Source organism: Bartonella sp. AP1QHHD, from assembly GCF_042196265.1.
Lineage (GTDB): Bacteria > Pseudomonadota > Alphaproteobacteria > Rhizobiales > Rhizobiaceae > Bartonella.
Window position 1 is genome coordinate 1 of record NZ_JBHIPW010000064.1, and the last position, 17,969, is coordinate 17,969.

The following is a 17,969-nucleotide window of genomic DNA, read 5'->3' on the forward strand; positions in this document are numbered from 1 at the left end:
CTGTTCCAACTGAGAATTCACGTTAGAGCCACGTACGCAATATGGCACCATTGAAGCTTCTTATTTTGATCGCTCAAAAGGGCAGCAATGCCAAGTCAAGCATCAGACAGGGTTTAGTGGTCCCGTGCGGCGTCTTCGCACTTGTTACACTTGTGAGGAGGAAGCACGAGCTGCTGCTGCTTCCGAGTCGGACAGGTTGTGTCGTGCTTTGGGCAGTGGTTCTTTGACCTTAGAGGGACGCCCTGAAATCATGGCGGATCAACCTCTCATCCTTCAAGGGTTTCGTGGGCAAATCAATGGACCATGGAAAGCTGCAACCGTCACACATCGTTATGAAAAACAAAGCGGATACATCACAGAAATCATACTCGAGGCACCAAACAAGGGAAAAGAAAGCAATGAGAACACTGAACATGCTAAAAACAGAAAATCCAAGAGATAATTTTGCTTCTTCTTTTCGTCAACTTCCCCATAATATTGAAGCGGAGCAGGCATTGCTTGGAGCAATCCTGATTAATAATAATGCACTCGATCGCGTTTCAGACTTTCTCAAAGCAGAACATTTTTTTGAAAGGCTACACCAAAAGATCTTTGAGATTGTCTTACAAATTATTCAAAAGGGTCATCTTGCAAACCCCATTACAATCAAGCCCTATATCCAAATGGAAGAAAAAGTTGGAGATATTACTGTATACCAGTATGTTGTTCGCTTAGCCACAGAGGCAGTCACTATTATTAACGCTGAAGATTATGGACGCGTCATTTACGATCTTTTTATCCGACGCTCTTTGATTAATCTTGGCAATGAAGTTGCCAATACAGCCTTTGATGCGCCTGTCGAACTTACACCTTCCCAACAAATTGAAACGATTGAAAATCAGTTATTTGAATTGGCAGAAAAAGGCAAATATGGGGGTGGGTTTGAAAACTTTGATACAGCCATTGCAAAAGCACTTAACATGGCAAGCGCTGCAAAAAAGCGTTCCTCACAGCTCTCAGGGATAGCTACCCATATCAAAACTCTTGATGAAAAAATGGGAGGATTACAAGCATCTGATTTAATTATCCTTGCGGGGCGCCCTGCTATGGGGAAAACCTCTCTGGCGACCAATATTGCTTTTAATATTGCCAATGCTTGTAAGCGTGATAACAGCCAAGAAAATGAAGGGGGCATTGTTGGTTTCTTTTCACTTGAGATGTCAACAGAACAGCTTGCAACTCGTATTATCTCAGAGCAAATAAAGGTTTCTTCTTCTGATATGCGTCGTGGTAATATCTCAGAAGAGCAATTTACCAACATCATTTACGCAATGCGTTCCTTACAAACAATCCCTCTTTATATTGATCAAACGGGGGGTGTCTCCCTTGCACAATTGGCCGCCCGTGCAAGGCGTCTTAAACGACAACATGGTCTAGATGTCTTGATTATCGATTATATCCAACTCATGACAAGCGGTTCAAAGCGTTCATTAGAAAATCGCGTTCAAGAAATTACAGCCATTACCACCGGATTAAAAGCACTTGCAAAAGAACTCAATATTCCCATCATTGCTCTGTCACAACTTTCGCGACAAGTTGAAAACCGAACCGATAAACGTCCACAATTATCCGATTTACGTGAATCTGGTTCAATCGAGCAAGATGCCGACATTGTTCTGTTTGTTTATCGTGAAGAATACTATCTCAAAAATGAAGAACCCAAAGAAGGCACTGCTGAGTATAGCAAGTGGCAAGAGGCAATGGAGCAAGCCAAGGGTAAAGCCGAGGTTATTATAGCAAAACAACGCCATGGTCCGACAGGAATCGTTCCCCTTGCCTTTCAACCCGACTTTACATGCTTTAGTGATTTGGAAAAATAGGAGCAGAAAAATGCGTTAAAGAGAGCTTTAAAGACCCTTTGAAAGGTCTTTGAAGATCCTTTGAGAACCCCTTAAAAACTCTTTGAGAAAAAATAAATTGGTACAAAACCTAGTGGCAAAATATACAAAACCCGCTGGCAAGCTACATACAAAACCCGCTGGCAAGCTAAACTGCTGGCAAGCTACAACAAACAAGTAATGGTAGCGGAGGAGGGATTTGAACCCCCGACACAAGGATTATGATTCCTCTGCTCTAACCTACTGAGCTACTCCGCCAAAATAAGCAATCATAATTGTCAATAATTACATCTTTTGCGGATATAAGGGGTAGAATAGTAAGATGTCAAGCATCGTTTTTAAGCTTTTCTCTTGTCATTCTATTTTATCCTCGATATGTAAAAGTGTAATTTTCATATGATAAAGTAAGGTAAGGCATGAAAATGGTGCCACGTGTAGCGGTTTTAGGATGCGGTCATTGGGGTGAAAATCATATACGGACACTCCACTCTCTCGGGGCTTTAGCAGCAGTTTCTGATATTGATAATGATCGTGCTGCTAGTTTTGCAACACTGTATGGTGTAGAGGTTGTTACACCAGATGATCTTTTTACGCATCGAGATATTGATGCGCTGGTATTAGCGTTGCCGCCACAATTGCATACGCAAAATGTGCTCCGTGCTGTTAAAAATGGTAAAGATGTTTTGGTGGAAAAACCAATAGCCTTGAATGTTTCTGATGCTAAACGCCAAGTTCAGGAGGCTGAGGCCTATGAGCGAGTTTTTATGGTGGGCCATATTTTGCGTTTTCATCCAGCTTTTGAAAAAATGTGTGAATTGGTGAAAAACGGAGATGTGGGAGATGTGCGATATATTTATTCTCATAGATTAGGCTTTGGAAAATTTCACACACACAGTGATGCTTTATGGGATCTTGCCCCTCATGATCTCTCAATGATTTTGGCGTTGACAGGATGTGAACCTTCCGAAATTCGCGGTGAGGGGGCTGCTGTCGTTGATCAGATTTCTGATTTTTCTCATATTCATATGATTTTTCCAAATGGCGTGCGTAGTCATCTTTTTACTTCACGCTTGAGTTCTTATCGTGAGAGGCGTTTAATTGTTGTTGGAACAAAGGCTATACTCGTTTTTGATGATATGGAACCGTGGAGTCGTAAATTGGCAATGCACTATTTTGCCGTTTCGAAAGAAAATCAAGAGTGGGCTTTTAGCATGGATGAGCTGAATTACATTGATGTTTGTGAAGATTTGCCGCTTACTTGCGAATTACGGCATTTCCTTCATTGTATTGAAACGCGTCAATCACCTCGTACAAATGGTGATGATGCTATTGCGGTTTTACGGATTTTAACAGCTGCTGATGTCAATTATGATAGATAAAAGAGATAGGTAGCGCTTTTGCATTCTTGTGATAATCAATGGAGTTAATATGCAATTCATCGACCTTGGGGCGCAGCGTGCGCGTATTGAAGATAAAATTAATTTTGCAATTGCGCATGTAGTCGCTAGTGGTAAGTATATTTTGGGGCCAAAAGTAACAGAATTTGAAGAGAAATTGGCAGAATATCTTGGCGTTAAACATGTGATTGCATGTGCTAATGGAACAGATGCTTTGAAGATGCCTCTTATGGCTAAAAATATTGGTCCAGGGGATGCTGTTTTTTGTCCTAGTTTTACATTTTCAGCAACGGCTGAAGTGGTTGCTTTGGTGGGGGCTAAACCTGTTTTTGTTGATGTTTTACCTGATACATTCAATATTGATGTTGAAAAACTTTCTCACGCTATCGAAATGGTAAAAAAAGAGGGACGTCTAAAGCCAAAAGCTATTATTGCCGTTGATTTATTTGGGCTTTCTGCTGACTATGTGCAAATTGCTCAAGTGGCTGCAAAGGAAAATCTTTTTATAATTGAAGATGCTGCTCAATCTATGGGGGGGAGAAGCGGTAATACTATGTGTGGTGCTTTTGGTGATGTGGCTGCTACAAGTTTTTATCCTGCAAAACCATTAGGATGTTATGGCGATGGAGGCGCTATGATGACCAATGATGATCATTTTGCAGAACTTTTACGCTCTATTTTGTTTCATGGTAAAGGTGAAACGCAATATGACAATGTACGTATTGGTATGAATTCGCGCCTAGATAGCATTCAGGCTGCAATTTTACTAGAAAAGTTTGCGATTTTTGAAGATGAAATGGAAAAGCGTGTGGAAATTGCTCAACGCTATTCCAATGGCTTAAGAGATATTGTTACAGTTCCAGAAATAGGAGAAAATATTCGTTCTGCTTATGCACAATATACGATTAAGGTAAAAGAACGGGATAAATTAAAAGATTTTTTACAAAAACATTCTATCCCTACAATGATTTATTATAAAACTCCTTTACATCAACAGCCAGCTTATAAACACTTCCCTTATGTAAAAGATTCCCTTTCTGTTTCAGAGTCTTTAGGAGAGTGTGTTTTAAGTTTACCAATGCATCCTTACTTGACACAAACGGATCAGGATATGATTATCAAAAAAATAAGAGATTTTTATCACTCTTGAGAGCGTGTTTTTATCCTTAAAATTATGGTCAAAGCTTTATTGGTGATCCATCTTAGAAGGTATTTTTTGTTAGAGTGTGTGGCCAATGTTTTGGTATTATTTCCTTTCTAGGACCTATGAAATGTTGTCCTTTAGAGCGGTGATATGATTAGAAAGTGAAGCTTCTAGACAAGAAGATATTTTTTAACAGAACGGTATGGGCTAAGAAACTTTGTCCTTTAGCTTAGCAAAAAAGTCACGTTTAATAAAAAGGATTTGGGTTATGAAAGTTACAATGAACCTTTGTTGATTTTACTCTTCATTTAAGGTGTTTTAAAAGATAACTTATTTAACGGGGCTTTTGGAGAGAAAAGTTATTTTTTGGCGAATACGTGATGCTAGGTCATTTTTGCTTTTGGATTTTTGAATCAATGTGTTGATGGGTGATGTATTCCCTTCTTGTAGCGCTATTTGAGCTGCTAATGTTGCTGCAAGTTCTTTTGTTTCTTCTCGGAGTTCTTCTAGCAATTGGTGGTTAGCGGTCGTGTCCAGCTCATGAGTTTGGATTTTTTGTAAGCGTTGCTGATAGTGTGCGACTTTTTCACGCATCATTTGTCTTTCCTTTGGAAGTGTGTAGTGTGGCGATATTTTGTTTGATTGCTATCGCTTCTTTGGTGAGAGTATCTTTTGTGGGGAGGCATAGCCGATAAAACTGTTCTGTTACTTGGCTCAGTTGTATTTTTTGTTGGACATATTTTTTTTGCAAAAATTCGTACTTTTGTTGGTTGTTTGCTAATTCTACAGCATGTTGTGCACGAAGAAAATCGTGATTTGCTTCTATTTCCGCGAGTGATAATGGTATTTTCGCACAAACATCTTTATACGCAAAATGAACGGCTTTACGCCAAATAAAAGGAGATAAAAGCACCAGTAACCAGGAAGTGAAAGCAACTCCAAGTATAAAAAAAAGAAATGATTGAATAAGCATAATACCCCTTTTCAAATAAGAATACGTTTAAAACGGATTCCATGTCGGTCTATGTGTTAATTTTAAATATCCTATATTGATACCAAGGCGTGCGCCGACTCCTGTACGTATTGGGATTAACAAGGTATTATGGTATTTTAGGACATGAAAACCAACACCTGCAATTAAATAGGCCGAACCTGAAATACCACCATAGCGTCTCCATAAATTATTTATGCCATTAAGATTGTAAACTAAGATCATTAAACGGGAGCCTTGGCCGCCAAAATCCCATCCTACTGAGGGACCTTGCCAAAAAACTTTATGTTGACCATAGCTTTTGGTAAAAACCATTCCTTCGCCATAGGTTAATCCAGCAAAAAAGGCACCAGAAGCTTCTTCTCCTAAAATATAGGCATTGGGATAACCGTATTTTGAAAAAATATTTTGAATTGCAACAGCCAGACCACTAGCTGTTTTTCCAAAAAAAATATGACCAGAATCAATAATTTCTTGGAGTGAATAATGAGGTTCGTTTTGCTCTATTGGTTTTAGTCGAGCTTGTGTAGTGTTTATGGTGATGAATAAAAGGAAGATTAAAGATATAATATTTTTGTACCAGTATTTGAGCAGAGAGAGAGCCATGGAGTTTTCTCCTTTTATTAGTGATAAACAAAAAGATAATATTAGAATTTTCATTCTATTCAAATAAAAAATAAGATATAAGGTTATTTAAATTCTTGAATTTATTTCTGAATTTTTTAGCATGATTGTTAATGTTTCCTATTATGCATCAGATGTTAAGAGTTTTTCTTTAAAATAAAGTTTGTTTTTTTGAATCTAGGAGTTTTCAATCATTATGACGTTAGATATTTCTTTGAAGCCTATGGATCTTGCTGCTTTGCTTTGTAGTCGTATTTGCCATGATTTGATTTCACCTGTGGGGGCTATTCAAAATGCAATGGAGCTTTATGATGAAGGAGGAGCTGAAGAAGATGCTTTACAATTGGTGCGTTTATCCGTTGCGAGTGCTGCTGCACGTCTACAATTTGCGCGATTGGCTTTTGGTTTTGCTGGTGCAAGTGGAGGACAAATAGATACACGGACTGCAGAGCAGGTTGCTCAACAATATATGAAAGAAGAAAAAGCAACTTTAAAATGGCAAGCTTCTTCTTTATTGTTAGAAAAAGATGAAGTTAAACTTTTGCTTAATTTATTATTGATTGCAAACGCAACAGTTTCTCGTGGTGGTGAAATTGTTGTTATGATTTTGCAAGAAGAAAATAAACGTTCTTTTCGATTTGAGGTTTTCGGTAGAACTCTCCGTATCCCCCCTCATTTTCTTGCGTTATTTCGTGGAGAAGTTCAAGAAGAGCTTATTGATGCACATGTCATCCAATTTTATTACACAATGTTACTTGCTCAGATGACAGAGATGAAAATAAATATTGATGAAAGTGATGGTTGTATTGTTTTAGAAAGTGTAAAAAAGCTTTGAATAAGAGAGAAGCGCTTAAGCTGTGTTGGGAAAAGTGGCTTCGATTGAACTTATGAGCGATAAGGTTATATGTGTAAATTGGGTGTGGTTACTTCTTAAGCTTTAAGCGCTTTCTATATGAGATTTTTAGTGTGCGAGTTCTCTACTTTTAATAGAGAAAAGATCTCGGGGAAAAAATCTCGGCCCGCTACACTCCGAGATTTTACAATGTGCATATTCACTGCTTAAGCGGTTTTTCGTACGTTCTCTTCAACTGGATCACGTAATACATAACCACGTCCCCAAACTGTATCAATGTAATTTACACTGGAAGAGACTGCTTCCAATTTTTTCCGCAATTTACAGATAAAAACATCGATAATCTTTAGTTCTGGTTCATCCATTCCACCATAGAGATGATTGAGAAACATTTCCTTGGTAAGGGTGGTGCCTTTGCGTAAAGAGAGAAGCTCTAACATTTGGTATTCTTTACCGGTTAAATGAACAGGGCGCCCTGCAACTTCGACAGTTTTTGTGTCAAGGTTAACGGTGAGATCTCCGGTAACAATAACCGATTGTGCATGTCCTTTTGAACGACGAACAACTGCATGGATACGTGCAATGAGCTCATCCTTATGAAAAGGCTTCGTCATATAGTCGTCTGCTCCAAAGCCAAAACCACGAACCTTATCTTCAATGGCATTCATACCAGAAAGGATTAGGACAGGAGTTTTTATTTTTGCCAACCTTAGAGTCCGCAAGACATCATACCCTGACATGTCAGGCAAATTCAGATCAAGCAAAATGATATCATAATCATAGAGTTTTCCTAAATCGATACCTTCTTCACCCAGATCAGTGATATAAACATTAAAGTTAGCCGACTTTAACATCAACTCAATGCTTTGAGTAACTGCTCTATCATCTTCAATTAATAATACGCGCATTTTAGATCCCTCACTTTGCTCCTTCACGAATCATAAGGAGCATTTCTATTTTATATCAGTTAGCAAAACCACTGTTATAAAAACAATTCATTAAATCAAACACTTATAACAAAGCGTTTATGAACATTTCAGTAGTACGCGTAACAATCACTACTAAATTCCCCACTATCCATGATAGTGGTTAACAAAATATTTTTATTTTTGAAAGAGGCTACAAAATTATTTTAGAAAAATCCTATATTTTTTAACATAATAAAAAAGGAGGGCTTTTTCTATAAACTTTAACTTAAAAAAAATTTGTAAAAGAGCTTTATAAATTACTTTTTTACAATTTCAGTGTTTATTTACTGAGCTTTAAACCTCTTCAGTTTATAATGGGGGAAAAGTTAAAGAAATAGTTATTGCTCTATTAAAGCAGATTGTATTTTCAGATGCTTTAATGAAAGGCAAAAATTATTATAATTTCAAGTTAATAGACTGTTTTTGTCGGATAGATATATAACTAAAAGATATTTATTGGGTGTGAATGCGAGTTTTGAGTTGGCGCAATCAAGGAGTAGTGAGTATGAAGCCACGAGAAAATATGGTGCGATTAAGGATGTTTCAAGTGCGTGGAAAGCGCCGTGAAATTACACAGCTTGAGATGATGATCGCAGAATTTGAACGAATGGTGTTAGAGTTGGAAGCACAGATTACTCATGAAGAACGTAAATCTGGAAACAATGATGTTCACCATTTTGCTTATTCTGCTTTTGCGCGTGCAGCGCGGCAAAGACGTGATAATCTGATCAATTCAATTCGTGATTTAGAACTTCAAAAAACAAATGCTGAAATTGCTCTCCATGAAGCTAATACAGAGCTGCAACGTGCACAGCTTTTGGAAGCACGAGAAAAGAAGATTGCTGCGGATGATAAGGATATTTTGATTCAATCTAATTCAATGGTTGGCTAATTTAATGGCTGGATGATAAAAGCAATTATTGAAAAATCCATTCTTTCAGGTTTATCTTTTGGGTATAGTATAAAACAGCCAAACTTTTATCAAGTTTGGCTGTTTTATAGATTGCTTTATGTTTTATTAATCAATGGCAACTTAATGCCTGTAGTGTTGAATCTTGGTCGTTCGTAATCCCGCTAAACCGTGTTCATCGATTAAACTTTGCCATGAAAGAAATTCTTCTACAGTCAAAGTATAACGGTGGCACGCTTCGTCAAGACTTAACAATCCACCTCTGACAGCCGCAACAACTTCAGCTTTGCGACGAATCACCCAGCGCCGTGTTGTTTGCGGCGGTAGGTCGGCAATTGTAAGCGGACTTCCATCTGGCCCAATAACATATTTCATTTGTGTTTTTATCAAGTTGGTCATTCGTATCCTCTACCTTTAGTCAAGGACTTGATTCGTTTATAGAGCATGAAATTTAAAAAAGAGCTAAAAGCGCTGAAAGAAAAAATTAATAAAGTGATTGGGTCTGTAAAAAGAAGCTCAAGTTGAAGTGTGTAGAAGAGATTCTTGCAATATTTTACTGGATTTTTCAAAAGAGAAAAAAGGATTTCTCCTAAACGATTACCATTATGCCTTATTTCCATCATTCTTTTTTTGTTTGCAGCAGCTCTTAAGAAAGTAATGCCTATGGTTGTGGAAAGGATAAAAAAATAATATAAAGACAATCAATCGTGTAAAAGTGCTAAAGAGCGTGCATCAGAATGTCAACATATGGGTAGCCATTAAACAGAGCATTAAATAGAGAATGAATACATGTTTTTAAACAGTCTTGATTTACCAGGGCAACCTGAGGATTCTCGCATTGTTGTTGCAATGTCGGGGGGGGTTGATTCATCGGTTGTTGCAGGTCTTTTGAAAAAGGAAGGGTATAATGTTATTGGCATTACGTTGCAGCTTTATGATCATGGGGAAGCAACGCATCGGGTGGGGGCGTGTTGTGCAGGACAAGATATTGAGGATGCACGCCGCGTTGCAGAAACACTAGGAATACCGCATTATGTTCTTGATTATGAAAAGCGCTTTCGCGAAGCTGTTATTGATCCTTTTGCAGAAAGTTATGCTCATGGAGAGACCCCAGTACCATGTATTGCATGTAATCAAACGGTTAAGTTTGCTGATTTATTAGCAACGGCACGCGAATTGGGGGCAGATGCTTTGGCTACGGGACATTATATTCGTTCGCGTTCCCACGGAGCGCATCGAGCACTCTTTCGTCCTCTCGATAATGATCGTGATCAGAGTTATTTTCTCTTTGCAACGACACAAGAACAGATTGATTATTTGCGTTTTCCACTTGGTAACCTTCCAAAAGCCCGCGTTCGTGAAATGGCAGCAGAAATGGGCTTTGTGGTTGCCAATAAGCATGATAGTCAGGATATTTGTTTTGTTCCACAAGGAAAATATTCAGATGTTATCGCAAAACTGCGTCCAGAAGCAGCTAATCCTGGCGTTATTGTCCATATTGATGGAAAGATTTTAGGTAAACATTCGGGAATTGTTAATTATACGGTTGGTCAACGTCGTGGTATTGGGGTGTCAACGGGTGAAGCGCTTTATGTGGTTTATCTCGATGTGGAAAATGCACGTGTTATTGTTGGACCGCGTGAAATGTTAGAAACGCATAAGCTTTTTTTACGTGATGTGAATTGGCTTGGTGATGAGTCGTTAGATAATTTCCCTTCTCAAGGTATTGAGGTGGCTGTAAAGGTGCGTTCAACGCGTCCTCCTCATCTTGCGCGCTTACATTATAAAGAAGGTATTTTTTCCGTTGATTTATTGGAATGTGAAAATGGTGTGGCACCAGGGCAAGCTTGCGTTCTTTATGATGGAAATGGTCATGAGGCGCGTATTCTTGGGGGAGGATTTGTAACACATTCAGAACGTGCAGCCGATACTGAAATGATGTTGAAGCGCGTTTTATGCAATCTCGAAACAAAAGATTCTGTTTCCTCAGAACTAAAAACAACAGCTTTATAAAGCATAGTAAATTGATTTAATGATATCTTTTAACCTTAAACTTGAATGAGAGACTTCCGGAAGATTTTCTCATTGAAAGTTTGTTTTATGATTGAATCCATCAACATTATATCTTCTGCACGTCATAAGTGGGGTTAGGGTGTGGAAAGTGATGAAAAAAATGTAAAAATGTTTTTTATCAATGCTTTCAAAGGCTAGGGAACGGCAATATTATTGGAGACTGGTAGATAACACACAACATTAGGTATGTTCTATAACTTGAAGTGTTATCATCTTTAGTGGTCAAAGTTGGTAAAATGAGCAAGTGCAATACCTGAGGCTGTGGCAACATTAAGGCTGTCAAAACCGTCAGTCATGGGAATACGTAAGGTGTTTGATTGTTGTAGTATATGGGGTGGTAAGCCATCGCCTTCTGTTCCAAAAATAAGTGCCATTCTTTTGGTTTTGTTGGCTTGTTTGAGAGTGTGTGAGGCAGAAGGGGAGAGTGCATAAAGATGAAAGTTTTCATCGTTTAGAGCAGCTATAATGTCATCTATATCAGCGTTTTGCGTATAGGGTACTTTTAAAGCAGCACCGGCAGAAACTCTTATTGATTTGCGATAAAGTGGATCGCATGAGGTTTTGTCGACAATAATGCCATTACTGGCAAAGGCTGCTGCATTACGAAAAATTGATCCCATATTATCGTGATTCGAGATACCACATAAAACAAGAATCAAAGCTTTTTCTGGAAGATGTTGTAAAAAACTTTGTAAAGATGGCAGTATTTTGCGTTTACCAATACCCAGAATACCACGATGAACATGGAAGCCGGTGATATTATCCATAATTTTTTGTGGAACGCAATAAATGGGACATAGGGGCTGTGTTTTTTCTAAAAGCGGTAGAAGTCCAGAGAGACGGTTTGCTACGATAAGCAGTGAGATGGCAGAAAACTCTTTTGAGTGCAGTAATGCGGACAATGTTACTTTGCCTTCAGCAATAAATTGATGTTGCCGTCCAACAAGATCTTTTTCACGGATATTATGATAGGCTTTTAGGCGTGGATCATCTGTTTCATTGATTGTTGTGATATTCAAATGCATGCGAGATTTTTAGTGCTTTTTTCTTATGATTTCCAGATGTTAGAATTTTTTTTATTTTAAAAGAAGAGATAAAAAAATACTTTTTAAAACTTATGGTAGAATTTATGTTGACAATATGCAACCATAGGTATAATGTAAAAATACTGATACGGAATCATATATTTTTCTCGTATCGGGTGCAGTGTCTTGGGTCCCCGCTATTTCCCAAGTTCTGTATGCCCTTAATTTCTAAGGGAAAAGAATCTGGGTCCCCAATGCCCAGATTCTTTTTTTGAGGGTAATCATTGTTCTTCTTTTTATATCTAAATTTTTTAGTAAATCATATTTTAAAATCCAGTTGACCTGTAAGGTTACAGTAGAGTGCTAAGATATTTTTTCTAAGGTGCAAAGATGGCTTATAGATGGGTTATAATGCACATCATAAGATTAAAAAAATGCATGATTATGATAGATTTGAGCAAAAACAAGTTTTTCGTTTATGAGAAGTGAGATGGCTTTAAGTTATTCAGAAAACGATTAATAATGAAGGTTATGTGTTTGATTGCTCTTGGGAAAGCTCTTCTTTCTATTATTTTTCTCTTCTTTATTTATTGGTGCTGTTCGTGTAACTGAGCAGTTTTTACGATAATAATGGTGAGCTGAGGCGTTTATTGTATGATGAAGCTTCTGTAATATTGAGGAAAGATCGTCGTTATGCCAAAAGTATAATGATATGGTTGAAAATATTAGTTCCCTATTTCGTGAAGAAAAGGATGAGGTTCATGGATGTAAAAATCAATATACAAAGCTTAACTTTATACTCTATTTTTATTGCGTGTATTGTTTTTGCTTTGAAATATTGGGCATATCACATCACAGGTTCGGTTGCACTTTATTCTGATGCATTGGAATCAATCGTTAATATCCTTGCGTCATTGGCAGCATGGTGGGCTGTTAAAGTGAGTATGAAGCCAGCAGATCATGATCATCCCTTTGGGCATCATAAAGCGGAATATTTTTCCGCAATTCTTGAAGGGGTACTCATTATTATTGCGGCAATTGTTATTTTAAGAGAAGCATGGATAGCTCTTTCTACCGTTAAATTGTTGCAGAAACCTGGAATATGGCTTGTTATTCATCTTATTGCAACTGTCATAAACTGTATGTGGGGAATGGTTCTTATTTGGCAGGGAAAACTCCATCGCTCACCGGCTCTTAAAGCTGATGGAGTGCATTTTATAACAGATGTTTTTACGTCGCTTGCAATTTTAATTGGTTTGATTGCCGGTTTTGTCGGAGGATGGGGAGCTTTAGATCCAATTTTAGCGATAATCGTTGCCGTTAATATTCTCTTACAGGGCTGGAAGGTGATTAGAAATGCTGTTCAGGGATTAATGGATGTTGGCGTTGAATTGAATGAAAGCATGCGGATTCGGGAGCTGATTTCTGCAAATGCATCGGGTGCGCTTGAGGTCCATGATTTGCGGACGCGTGTTGCTGGGAGGGTTACTTTTATAGAGTTTCATTTGGTTGTGCCTGCTATAATGCAGGTAGGAGAAGCACATAAAATTTGTGATAAAATCGAAGCTGTTCTTCAAAAAGAATTTGATAATGTGCGTATTTCTATTCATGTCGAGCCTGAAGATGAGGCAAAATTGCCTCCTGGTACAACGGTGATCCCTTTTATATAAAAAGATTTTTTCAAATTGTCTGTTATGTTATAAGGGCTGTTTTTTATGATGGAGCGATTCATACCTCTCGAAAATACGATGATGCTCTTTGTTGATTTTATTTTTGCATCAATCAAGTATACAAGGTTAAACAGAGTATTTAAGGCAAGATTTATTCTATTTCGTTAAAACACTGTCATTTAAGGTGTGGTGAGATAAGGCATATAAAATTTGATCTATTAAGTGTTTTTAGAGTATGGAGTAAATATTCAAAATAGGACTTACCGCTGTATTCTTTTGTAAGTGAATCTCATGAAATGATTAGCAGCTTAAATCCATTTAAGAAAACGGATTGTTTACAGACTGTTGGGATTAGATGTTTCGTTGCTTAGGGCGAAGAGGAGTGAAGCCTTCGTAATAAGTTTAATGAGATTTAATTATAAATTTTATATAAAAGTTATGAATAGGGTTTTAAAGTTTGTGATCATAGATTAATCATCATTATTGTTGCTAATAAATGTATTGTTTTATCGATACAATGGATTCTGTTTAGAGTGTTCTTTATTGCATGAAGGATGGGGACTCATTAAAGAATGAAAAAAAATAATGCTCATGTCCCTACTCTTTGAAGGATATTATTGTCGTTGCTGTAGAAAATCGCAAAGCTGAACTAAAGAATGATGCTAAAGATAGAAACTGGTTTTAATTGATGCTTTCATATTTTCATTCCAATCTGGCATCAAAATTTTACAAGGACTCGTACAGTACTGGTGCATCCTAATCATAAATATGCTTCTACATTAGAGCTATTTTAATTTGATAGACAATAACAAAAAACAAAGACTTTATTAGGAAAACAATGCTATAAAGTCAAAAATTTATATGCTCTAAATTAGAGAGGTAGATCGAATTTTTATAAAATACTTTATGAAACAACACCAAACATATCTGGCTTTACTTTTACTTATTTTACAAACGTTCGTTTGTGTCTTTTGCGTTATATTCGTAAAGATCAGATTAGCAGTAATCTAAAGATAACTCTTGGTTGAGAATATGAAAGGAAAGCGTGATACTATAGTAGACTTTTTTCTGTCTTTATCGTTCAACCAGTATAAAGTGATTATAAATCCGTGATTTCTCCAAAAATGATTTTGTCATACCTATAAACAAAGTTAGATCAAAACGACTTTTTTCTCTTAAAACTGTAAACAAATATATTGTATCCGTATAGCTTTGAACGAAGTCAGATGTTTACCTGAATGACGACAGTAATATTTTAAGGATAGAGAAGATATTTCATATCACTATGATGTTATTCAAGAGCTCTTAAAACAATGATTCCTGGTGTTTTTTCAACATAATTCATAAAAGGAGAATCAACGACTTTTTCGTTTTCTTTTCGTGAAGAAGCATTTCTTAACATTGGCCCTTTATCTGTCATGATAAAGAAGCCCACATGTGTTACATCCAATCCAGCAAGTTTCGTATAAATACCAATGAAATCACCAGACTGTAAACGACCTATAACCTCCTCATTAATAAAGTTACTTGGAATATACGTTATTATGCGTTTCACAACTGGCAACCCAGGTAGATAGTTTCCACCATCAGCTTTTTTGTTGAGATATTTTTCTATTTTTACCGCATGGGGACTTATTTCAGCGGTAATATCAGTGGCGAGTTTATATTCTCTATAAGCCCAATCTGTAAAAAAATGTTTCCGATTTAAAAAATGAACATTACCGTTAATATAACGTGTTTTTATGACGTTATTTATGAATTCTGTTTGGGATGTTGATTTGCGCAATGCTTCAACATAATCCAGATAAGTGAAGCAATCTAAGCCTCTAAAGTCAATAATCAGTTTTTCTGGTGTATTTTCTGAGCCATGTAACATATTTGCTTGGTAAGGTGTCCCTAAAAAAGCTTCAGAAAGAAAGTCAATTAGTGCCCCTTTTTCCTGATAATTTGTTTCTGAACGTTTTTTGAGAAGAGCATTTAATTTATTTAGAGTATAGGGATCTAGGTTTACGTTGGTTGTTTGTTGTGTTTTTATTTTATTTTCTAAAATACTCTCTTGTGAATCAGAATCCTGAACATCACATCCTGTTACCAACATTAATATGAAAATTAATAGAGATATTTTTCGCATTTTATACACCATTTTTGAATTAAAAATTCATGACGAACTATTTCTAAAAGTGCTATTTTTTTAATGCTTATCATGATCATCGTTAGATTTAATGGTAGCATACAATCATTAAGAGTATCAATGAATATAAAGATAAAATAAGGTTCCACAAATTGCAAACGATATGAATCTTTTCTAAGATTATAGAATTAAAGAACTTTTCTCTATAATATACTTATTTTTTAATCAAAATTATTGTCAAATAAATATTTTTAAAAATATGATGAGCTTTTTATGTTGTTAAGCTATTCGGGTGTTGCTGCTTTAACTTTATAGCATATTCTGAGGGTAAGAAAATTTTTTAAGAGCTTATCTTTTAAAAGGTTTCAATTACTATAGGATATCTAATGTATCCAATGGAATTGAGATTCCTGAAAACGGTGGGATGAGAGGGGGAAATGATGTCTGATAAAATTCATCATAATGTCTCTAAAACTATTGGAAATACTCTGTGTTTCATGAAATTTTGTTCATGAGTTTGTCGCACAAATATTTTTTTCGTATAATGCAAAAAAATTTTTATTCTTTGACAATGAGATAGCAATTAAAGATATAACAATTAAAACGTAATTTTATAGTTTTATCTTGACTCTTATTTAAATTTTTACTTTGTTATTATTTTGTATGTGAAAAGTATAGGGTATAGAATACTTTTAAAAGGAAACGGGAGTTAAAAGAGAGCGGGGGAGTCATTGTATGCGTAAAATAGTGTGTATGTTATGCAAGACCAAATGCTCAATCCGAAATTTGTTCAGCGTGGGCTCATTTTAGTGTTCATCACTTTATTGTTAGATATTCTTTGTATTGCGATCATTTGTCCTGTTTTGCCTGAATATTTTTCTCAATTAACTGGAAAAGAGGTCAGTACATCTTTTGTAGAAAGAGGAAAATTACTTGCAGCTTATTCAGTGATGCAGTTTTTGTTTGCTCCTGTTATTGGCAATCTCTCTGATCGTTATGGTCGTCGTCCTATTTTGCTTCTCTCTATTATCTGCTTTGCTCTTGATAATCTCATATGTGCTATAGCATGGAGCTATTCTATGTTATTTATCGGGCGTCTTTTGTCAGGGATAAGTGGCGCTAGTTTTGCAACTTGTACAGCTTATCTTGCGGATATATCCGATGATAAAACCCGTACACGCAATTTTGGTTTGTTAGGCATTGCATCCGCATTGGGGTTTATTTTAGGATCGTTTATTGGTGGTTTTTTAGGTCAGTTTGGTCCGCGTATTCCGTTTTATTTTGCTGCTGGTTTTTCTCTCATTAATTTTATTTTTTCTTGGGTTATGCTTCCAGAAACCCTTTCTTTATGGAATAGGCGCTTTTTTGATATTAAGCGGGCAAATCCCTTAGGTGCTTTTTGGCATCTGAAACAATACCCGATGGTTCTTTGGGTGTTATTGGTCTTTTTTCTTTATTGGTTTGCGGAATCTGTATGGTTAAGCATTTGGGCTTTCATTGCAAAAGAACGCTATGATTGGAGTTCTTTTTCTATTGGACTCTCCTATAGTGTTTTTGGGATAGGCCAATTTATTGTAGTCGCTCTCATTTTGCCTTATTTTTCTAAACGATGGAGTGATTGGCATATTGTTATAGTGGGGCTTTTGTTTGCCTCTGTTGCTATGCTGGGCTATACATTCGCGACGCAGGGGTGGATGGTATATATGGTTTGTGTGTGTACTATGCTTGAGTATCTTGTTCATGCACCTATACGTGCTATTGCTTCAGCGCAGGTACCGACAAATGTACAAGGAGAACTGCAAGGAGCGATGACATCTGTTATTTCGTTGAGTTTAACATTTGGTTCTGTTTTTTATGTGTTTCTTTTTGAATGTTTTACAGATAAAAATGCATTGTTTTATTTTTCTGGTGCTCCTTTTGTTGGAGGCTTTTTTCTTCTTGTTGTTGCGACAGTTATTTTTGTCTTGCGGGTACGTTAATTTGTTTAGAGAGGCCGGTACGTACTATTTTGCTAGAGAATGCACAAGATAAACAAAATGTATCATTTTATAGGCAGAAAGTTTTTTGTGATATTTGTTTAACAAAGTGTTATATAAAATATCGATATATCCTTCTCATTTAGTGAAAATAATTTTTTTATTTTGTGATATTGTTTGTATAGGGGAGTCCGTATTTTTTCTATTGCTTGCAAATTAATATCCAGTGTTAATGTAGCAGCATATTGAAAACAAAGATTAAAACGTATCTGAGTTAGATGTATCAGTATTGTATGAACAATTCCAAATTTTATATGGCAAATTGGAAGT

At 36.5% G+C, this 17,969-nt stretch carries 15 protein-coding genes, 1 tRNA gene and 1 pseudogene; 9 read left to right on the top strand and 8 right to left on the bottom strand.

Going from position 1 to position 17,969, the window contains the following annotated elements; genetic code table 11:
• Positions 1 to 13 precede the first annotated feature (13 nt).
• Positions 14 to 442: pseudogene (locus ACFIME_RS05920) on the top strand (late control protein); the annotation flags it as partial.
• Positions 399 to 1,859 carry a replicative DNA helicase gene (locus tag ACFIME_RS05925; protein ID WP_375684649.1) on the top strand — a complete coding sequence of 487 codons (1,461 nt, stop codon included), beginning with the start codon at positions 399 to 401 and terminating at the stop codon, positions 1,857 to 1,859. The pseudogene ACFIME_RS05920 and the gene ACFIME_RS05925, both read left to right, overlap by 44 nt.
• Before the next feature lie 199 nt (positions 1,860 to 2,058).
• Here the strand turns inward: ACFIME_RS05925 and ACFIME_RS05930 are convergent.
• Positions 2,059 to 2,135 (bottom strand) — tRNA-Met (locus ACFIME_RS05930).
• A gap of 164 nt (positions 2,136 to 2,299) precedes the next feature.
• On the opposite strand from ACFIME_RS05930, the gene ACFIME_RS05935 reads away from it, so the two are divergent.
• Positions 2,300 to 3,256, top strand: a complete 957-nt coding sequence (locus ACFIME_RS05935) for a Gfo/Idh/MocA family protein (protein ID WP_375684675.1) — start codon at positions 2,300 to 2,302, stop codon at positions 3,254 to 3,256.
• A 49-nt stretch (positions 3,257 to 3,305) separates the two neighbouring features.
• Entirely contained in the window at positions 3,306 to 4,424 is a 1,119-nt protein-coding gene (locus ACFIME_RS05940) for a DegT/DnrJ/EryC1/StrS family aminotransferase (RefSeq protein WP_375684650.1), read from the top strand.
• 324 nt (positions 4,425 to 4,748) lie between these two features.
• Here the strand turns inward: ACFIME_RS05940 and ACFIME_RS05945 are convergent, their stop codons facing one another.
• Genes ACFIME_RS05945 through ACFIME_RS05955 form a run of 3 tightly spaced genes read right to left on the bottom strand, consistent with a single transcriptional unit; the run spans position 4,749 to position 6,015 of the window.
• Complete coding sequence (locus ACFIME_RS05945; RefSeq protein ID WP_375611955.1) at positions 4,749 to 5,015, bottom strand: hypothetical protein; 267 nt, start codon at positions 5,013 to 5,015, stop codon at positions 4,749 to 4,751.
• Positions 5,005 to 5,391, bottom strand: a complete 387-nt coding sequence (locus tag ACFIME_RS05950) for a hypothetical protein (protein WP_375662061.1) — start codon at positions 5,389 to 5,391, stop codon at positions 5,005 to 5,007. The genes ACFIME_RS05945 and ACFIME_RS05950 overlap by 11 nt, the downstream gene beginning before the upstream one ends.
• 27 nt (positions 5,392 to 5,418) lie before the next feature.
• Positions 5,419 to 6,015, bottom strand: a complete 597-nt coding sequence (locus ACFIME_RS05955; RefSeq protein WP_375613340.1) for a DUF1134 domain-containing protein — start codon at positions 6,013 to 6,015, stop codon at positions 5,419 to 5,421.
• Between the two features lie 214 nt (positions 6,016 to 6,229).
• On the opposite strand from ACFIME_RS05955, the gene chpT reads away from it, so the two are divergent.
• A complete protein-coding gene (chpT, locus tag ACFIME_RS05960; protein WP_375632317.1) occupies positions 6,230 to 6,868 on the top strand; it encodes a histidine phosphotransferase ChpT in 639 nt (212 codons plus the stop codon).
• 224 nt (positions 6,869 to 7,092) lie between these two features.
• On the opposite strand, the gene ctrA is transcribed toward chpT, so the two are convergent.
• Positions 7,093 to 7,794: a response regulator transcription factor CtrA gene (gene ctrA / locus ACFIME_RS05965; protein ID WP_273790819.1), complete on the bottom strand. Its 702-nt coding sequence runs from the start codon at positions 7,792 to 7,794 to the stop codon at positions 7,093 to 7,095.
• Between the two features lie 565 nt (positions 7,795 to 8,359).
• Here ctrA and ACFIME_RS05970 point away from each other — a divergent pair.
• Positions 8,360 to 8,746: a flagellar export protein FliJ gene (locus ACFIME_RS05970; protein WP_375634637.1), complete on the top strand. Its 387-nt coding sequence runs from the start codon at positions 8,360 to 8,362 to the stop codon at positions 8,744 to 8,746.
• Positions 8,747 to 8,887: 141 nt separating this feature from the next.
• Here ACFIME_RS05970 and ACFIME_RS05975 read toward each other — a convergent pair whose 3' ends face one another.
• A complete protein-coding gene (locus ACFIME_RS05975) occupies positions 8,888 to 9,163 on the bottom strand; it encodes a DUF1153 domain-containing protein (protein WP_273758311.1) in 276 nt (91 codons plus the stop codon).
• Positions 9,164 to 9,553: 390 nt separating this feature from the next.
• On the opposite strand from ACFIME_RS05975, the gene mnmA reads away from it, so the two are divergent.
• Positions 9,554 to 10,777, top strand: coding sequence for a tRNA 2-thiouridine(34) synthase MnmA (mnmA, locus tag ACFIME_RS05980; protein ID WP_375633044.1), 1,224 nt, complete (start codon positions 9,554 to 9,556; stop codon positions 10,775 to 10,777).
• Between the two features lie 275 nt (positions 10,778 to 11,052).
• Here the strand turns inward: mnmA and ACFIME_RS05985 are convergent, their stop codons facing one another.
• Complete coding sequence (locus ACFIME_RS05985; protein WP_375662062.1) at positions 11,053 to 11,862, bottom strand: TrmH family RNA methyltransferase; 810 nt, start codon at positions 11,860 to 11,862, stop codon at positions 11,053 to 11,055.
• Between the two features lie 761 nt (positions 11,863 to 12,623).
• On the opposite strand from ACFIME_RS05985, the gene ACFIME_RS05990 reads away from it, so the two are divergent.
• Entirely contained in the window at positions 12,624 to 13,532 is a 909-nt protein-coding gene (locus ACFIME_RS05990; protein ID WP_375662063.1) for a cation diffusion facilitator family transporter, read from the top strand.
• A 1,291-nt stretch (positions 13,533 to 14,823) separates the two neighbouring features.
• On the opposite strand, the gene ACFIME_RS05995 is transcribed toward ACFIME_RS05990, so the two are convergent.
• A complete protein-coding gene (locus tag ACFIME_RS05995) occupies positions 14,824 to 15,663 on the bottom strand; it encodes a DUF1460 domain-containing protein (RefSeq protein WP_375662064.1) in 840 nt (279 codons plus the stop codon).
• 758 nt (positions 15,664 to 16,421) lie between these two features.
• Here ACFIME_RS05995 and ACFIME_RS06000 point away from each other — a divergent pair.
• Positions 16,422 to 17,642: an MFS transporter gene (locus ACFIME_RS06000; RefSeq protein ID WP_375618195.1), complete on the top strand. Its 1,221-nt coding sequence runs from the start codon at positions 16,422 to 16,424 to the stop codon at positions 17,640 to 17,642.
• Positions 17,643 to 17,969 lie beyond the last annotated feature (327 nt).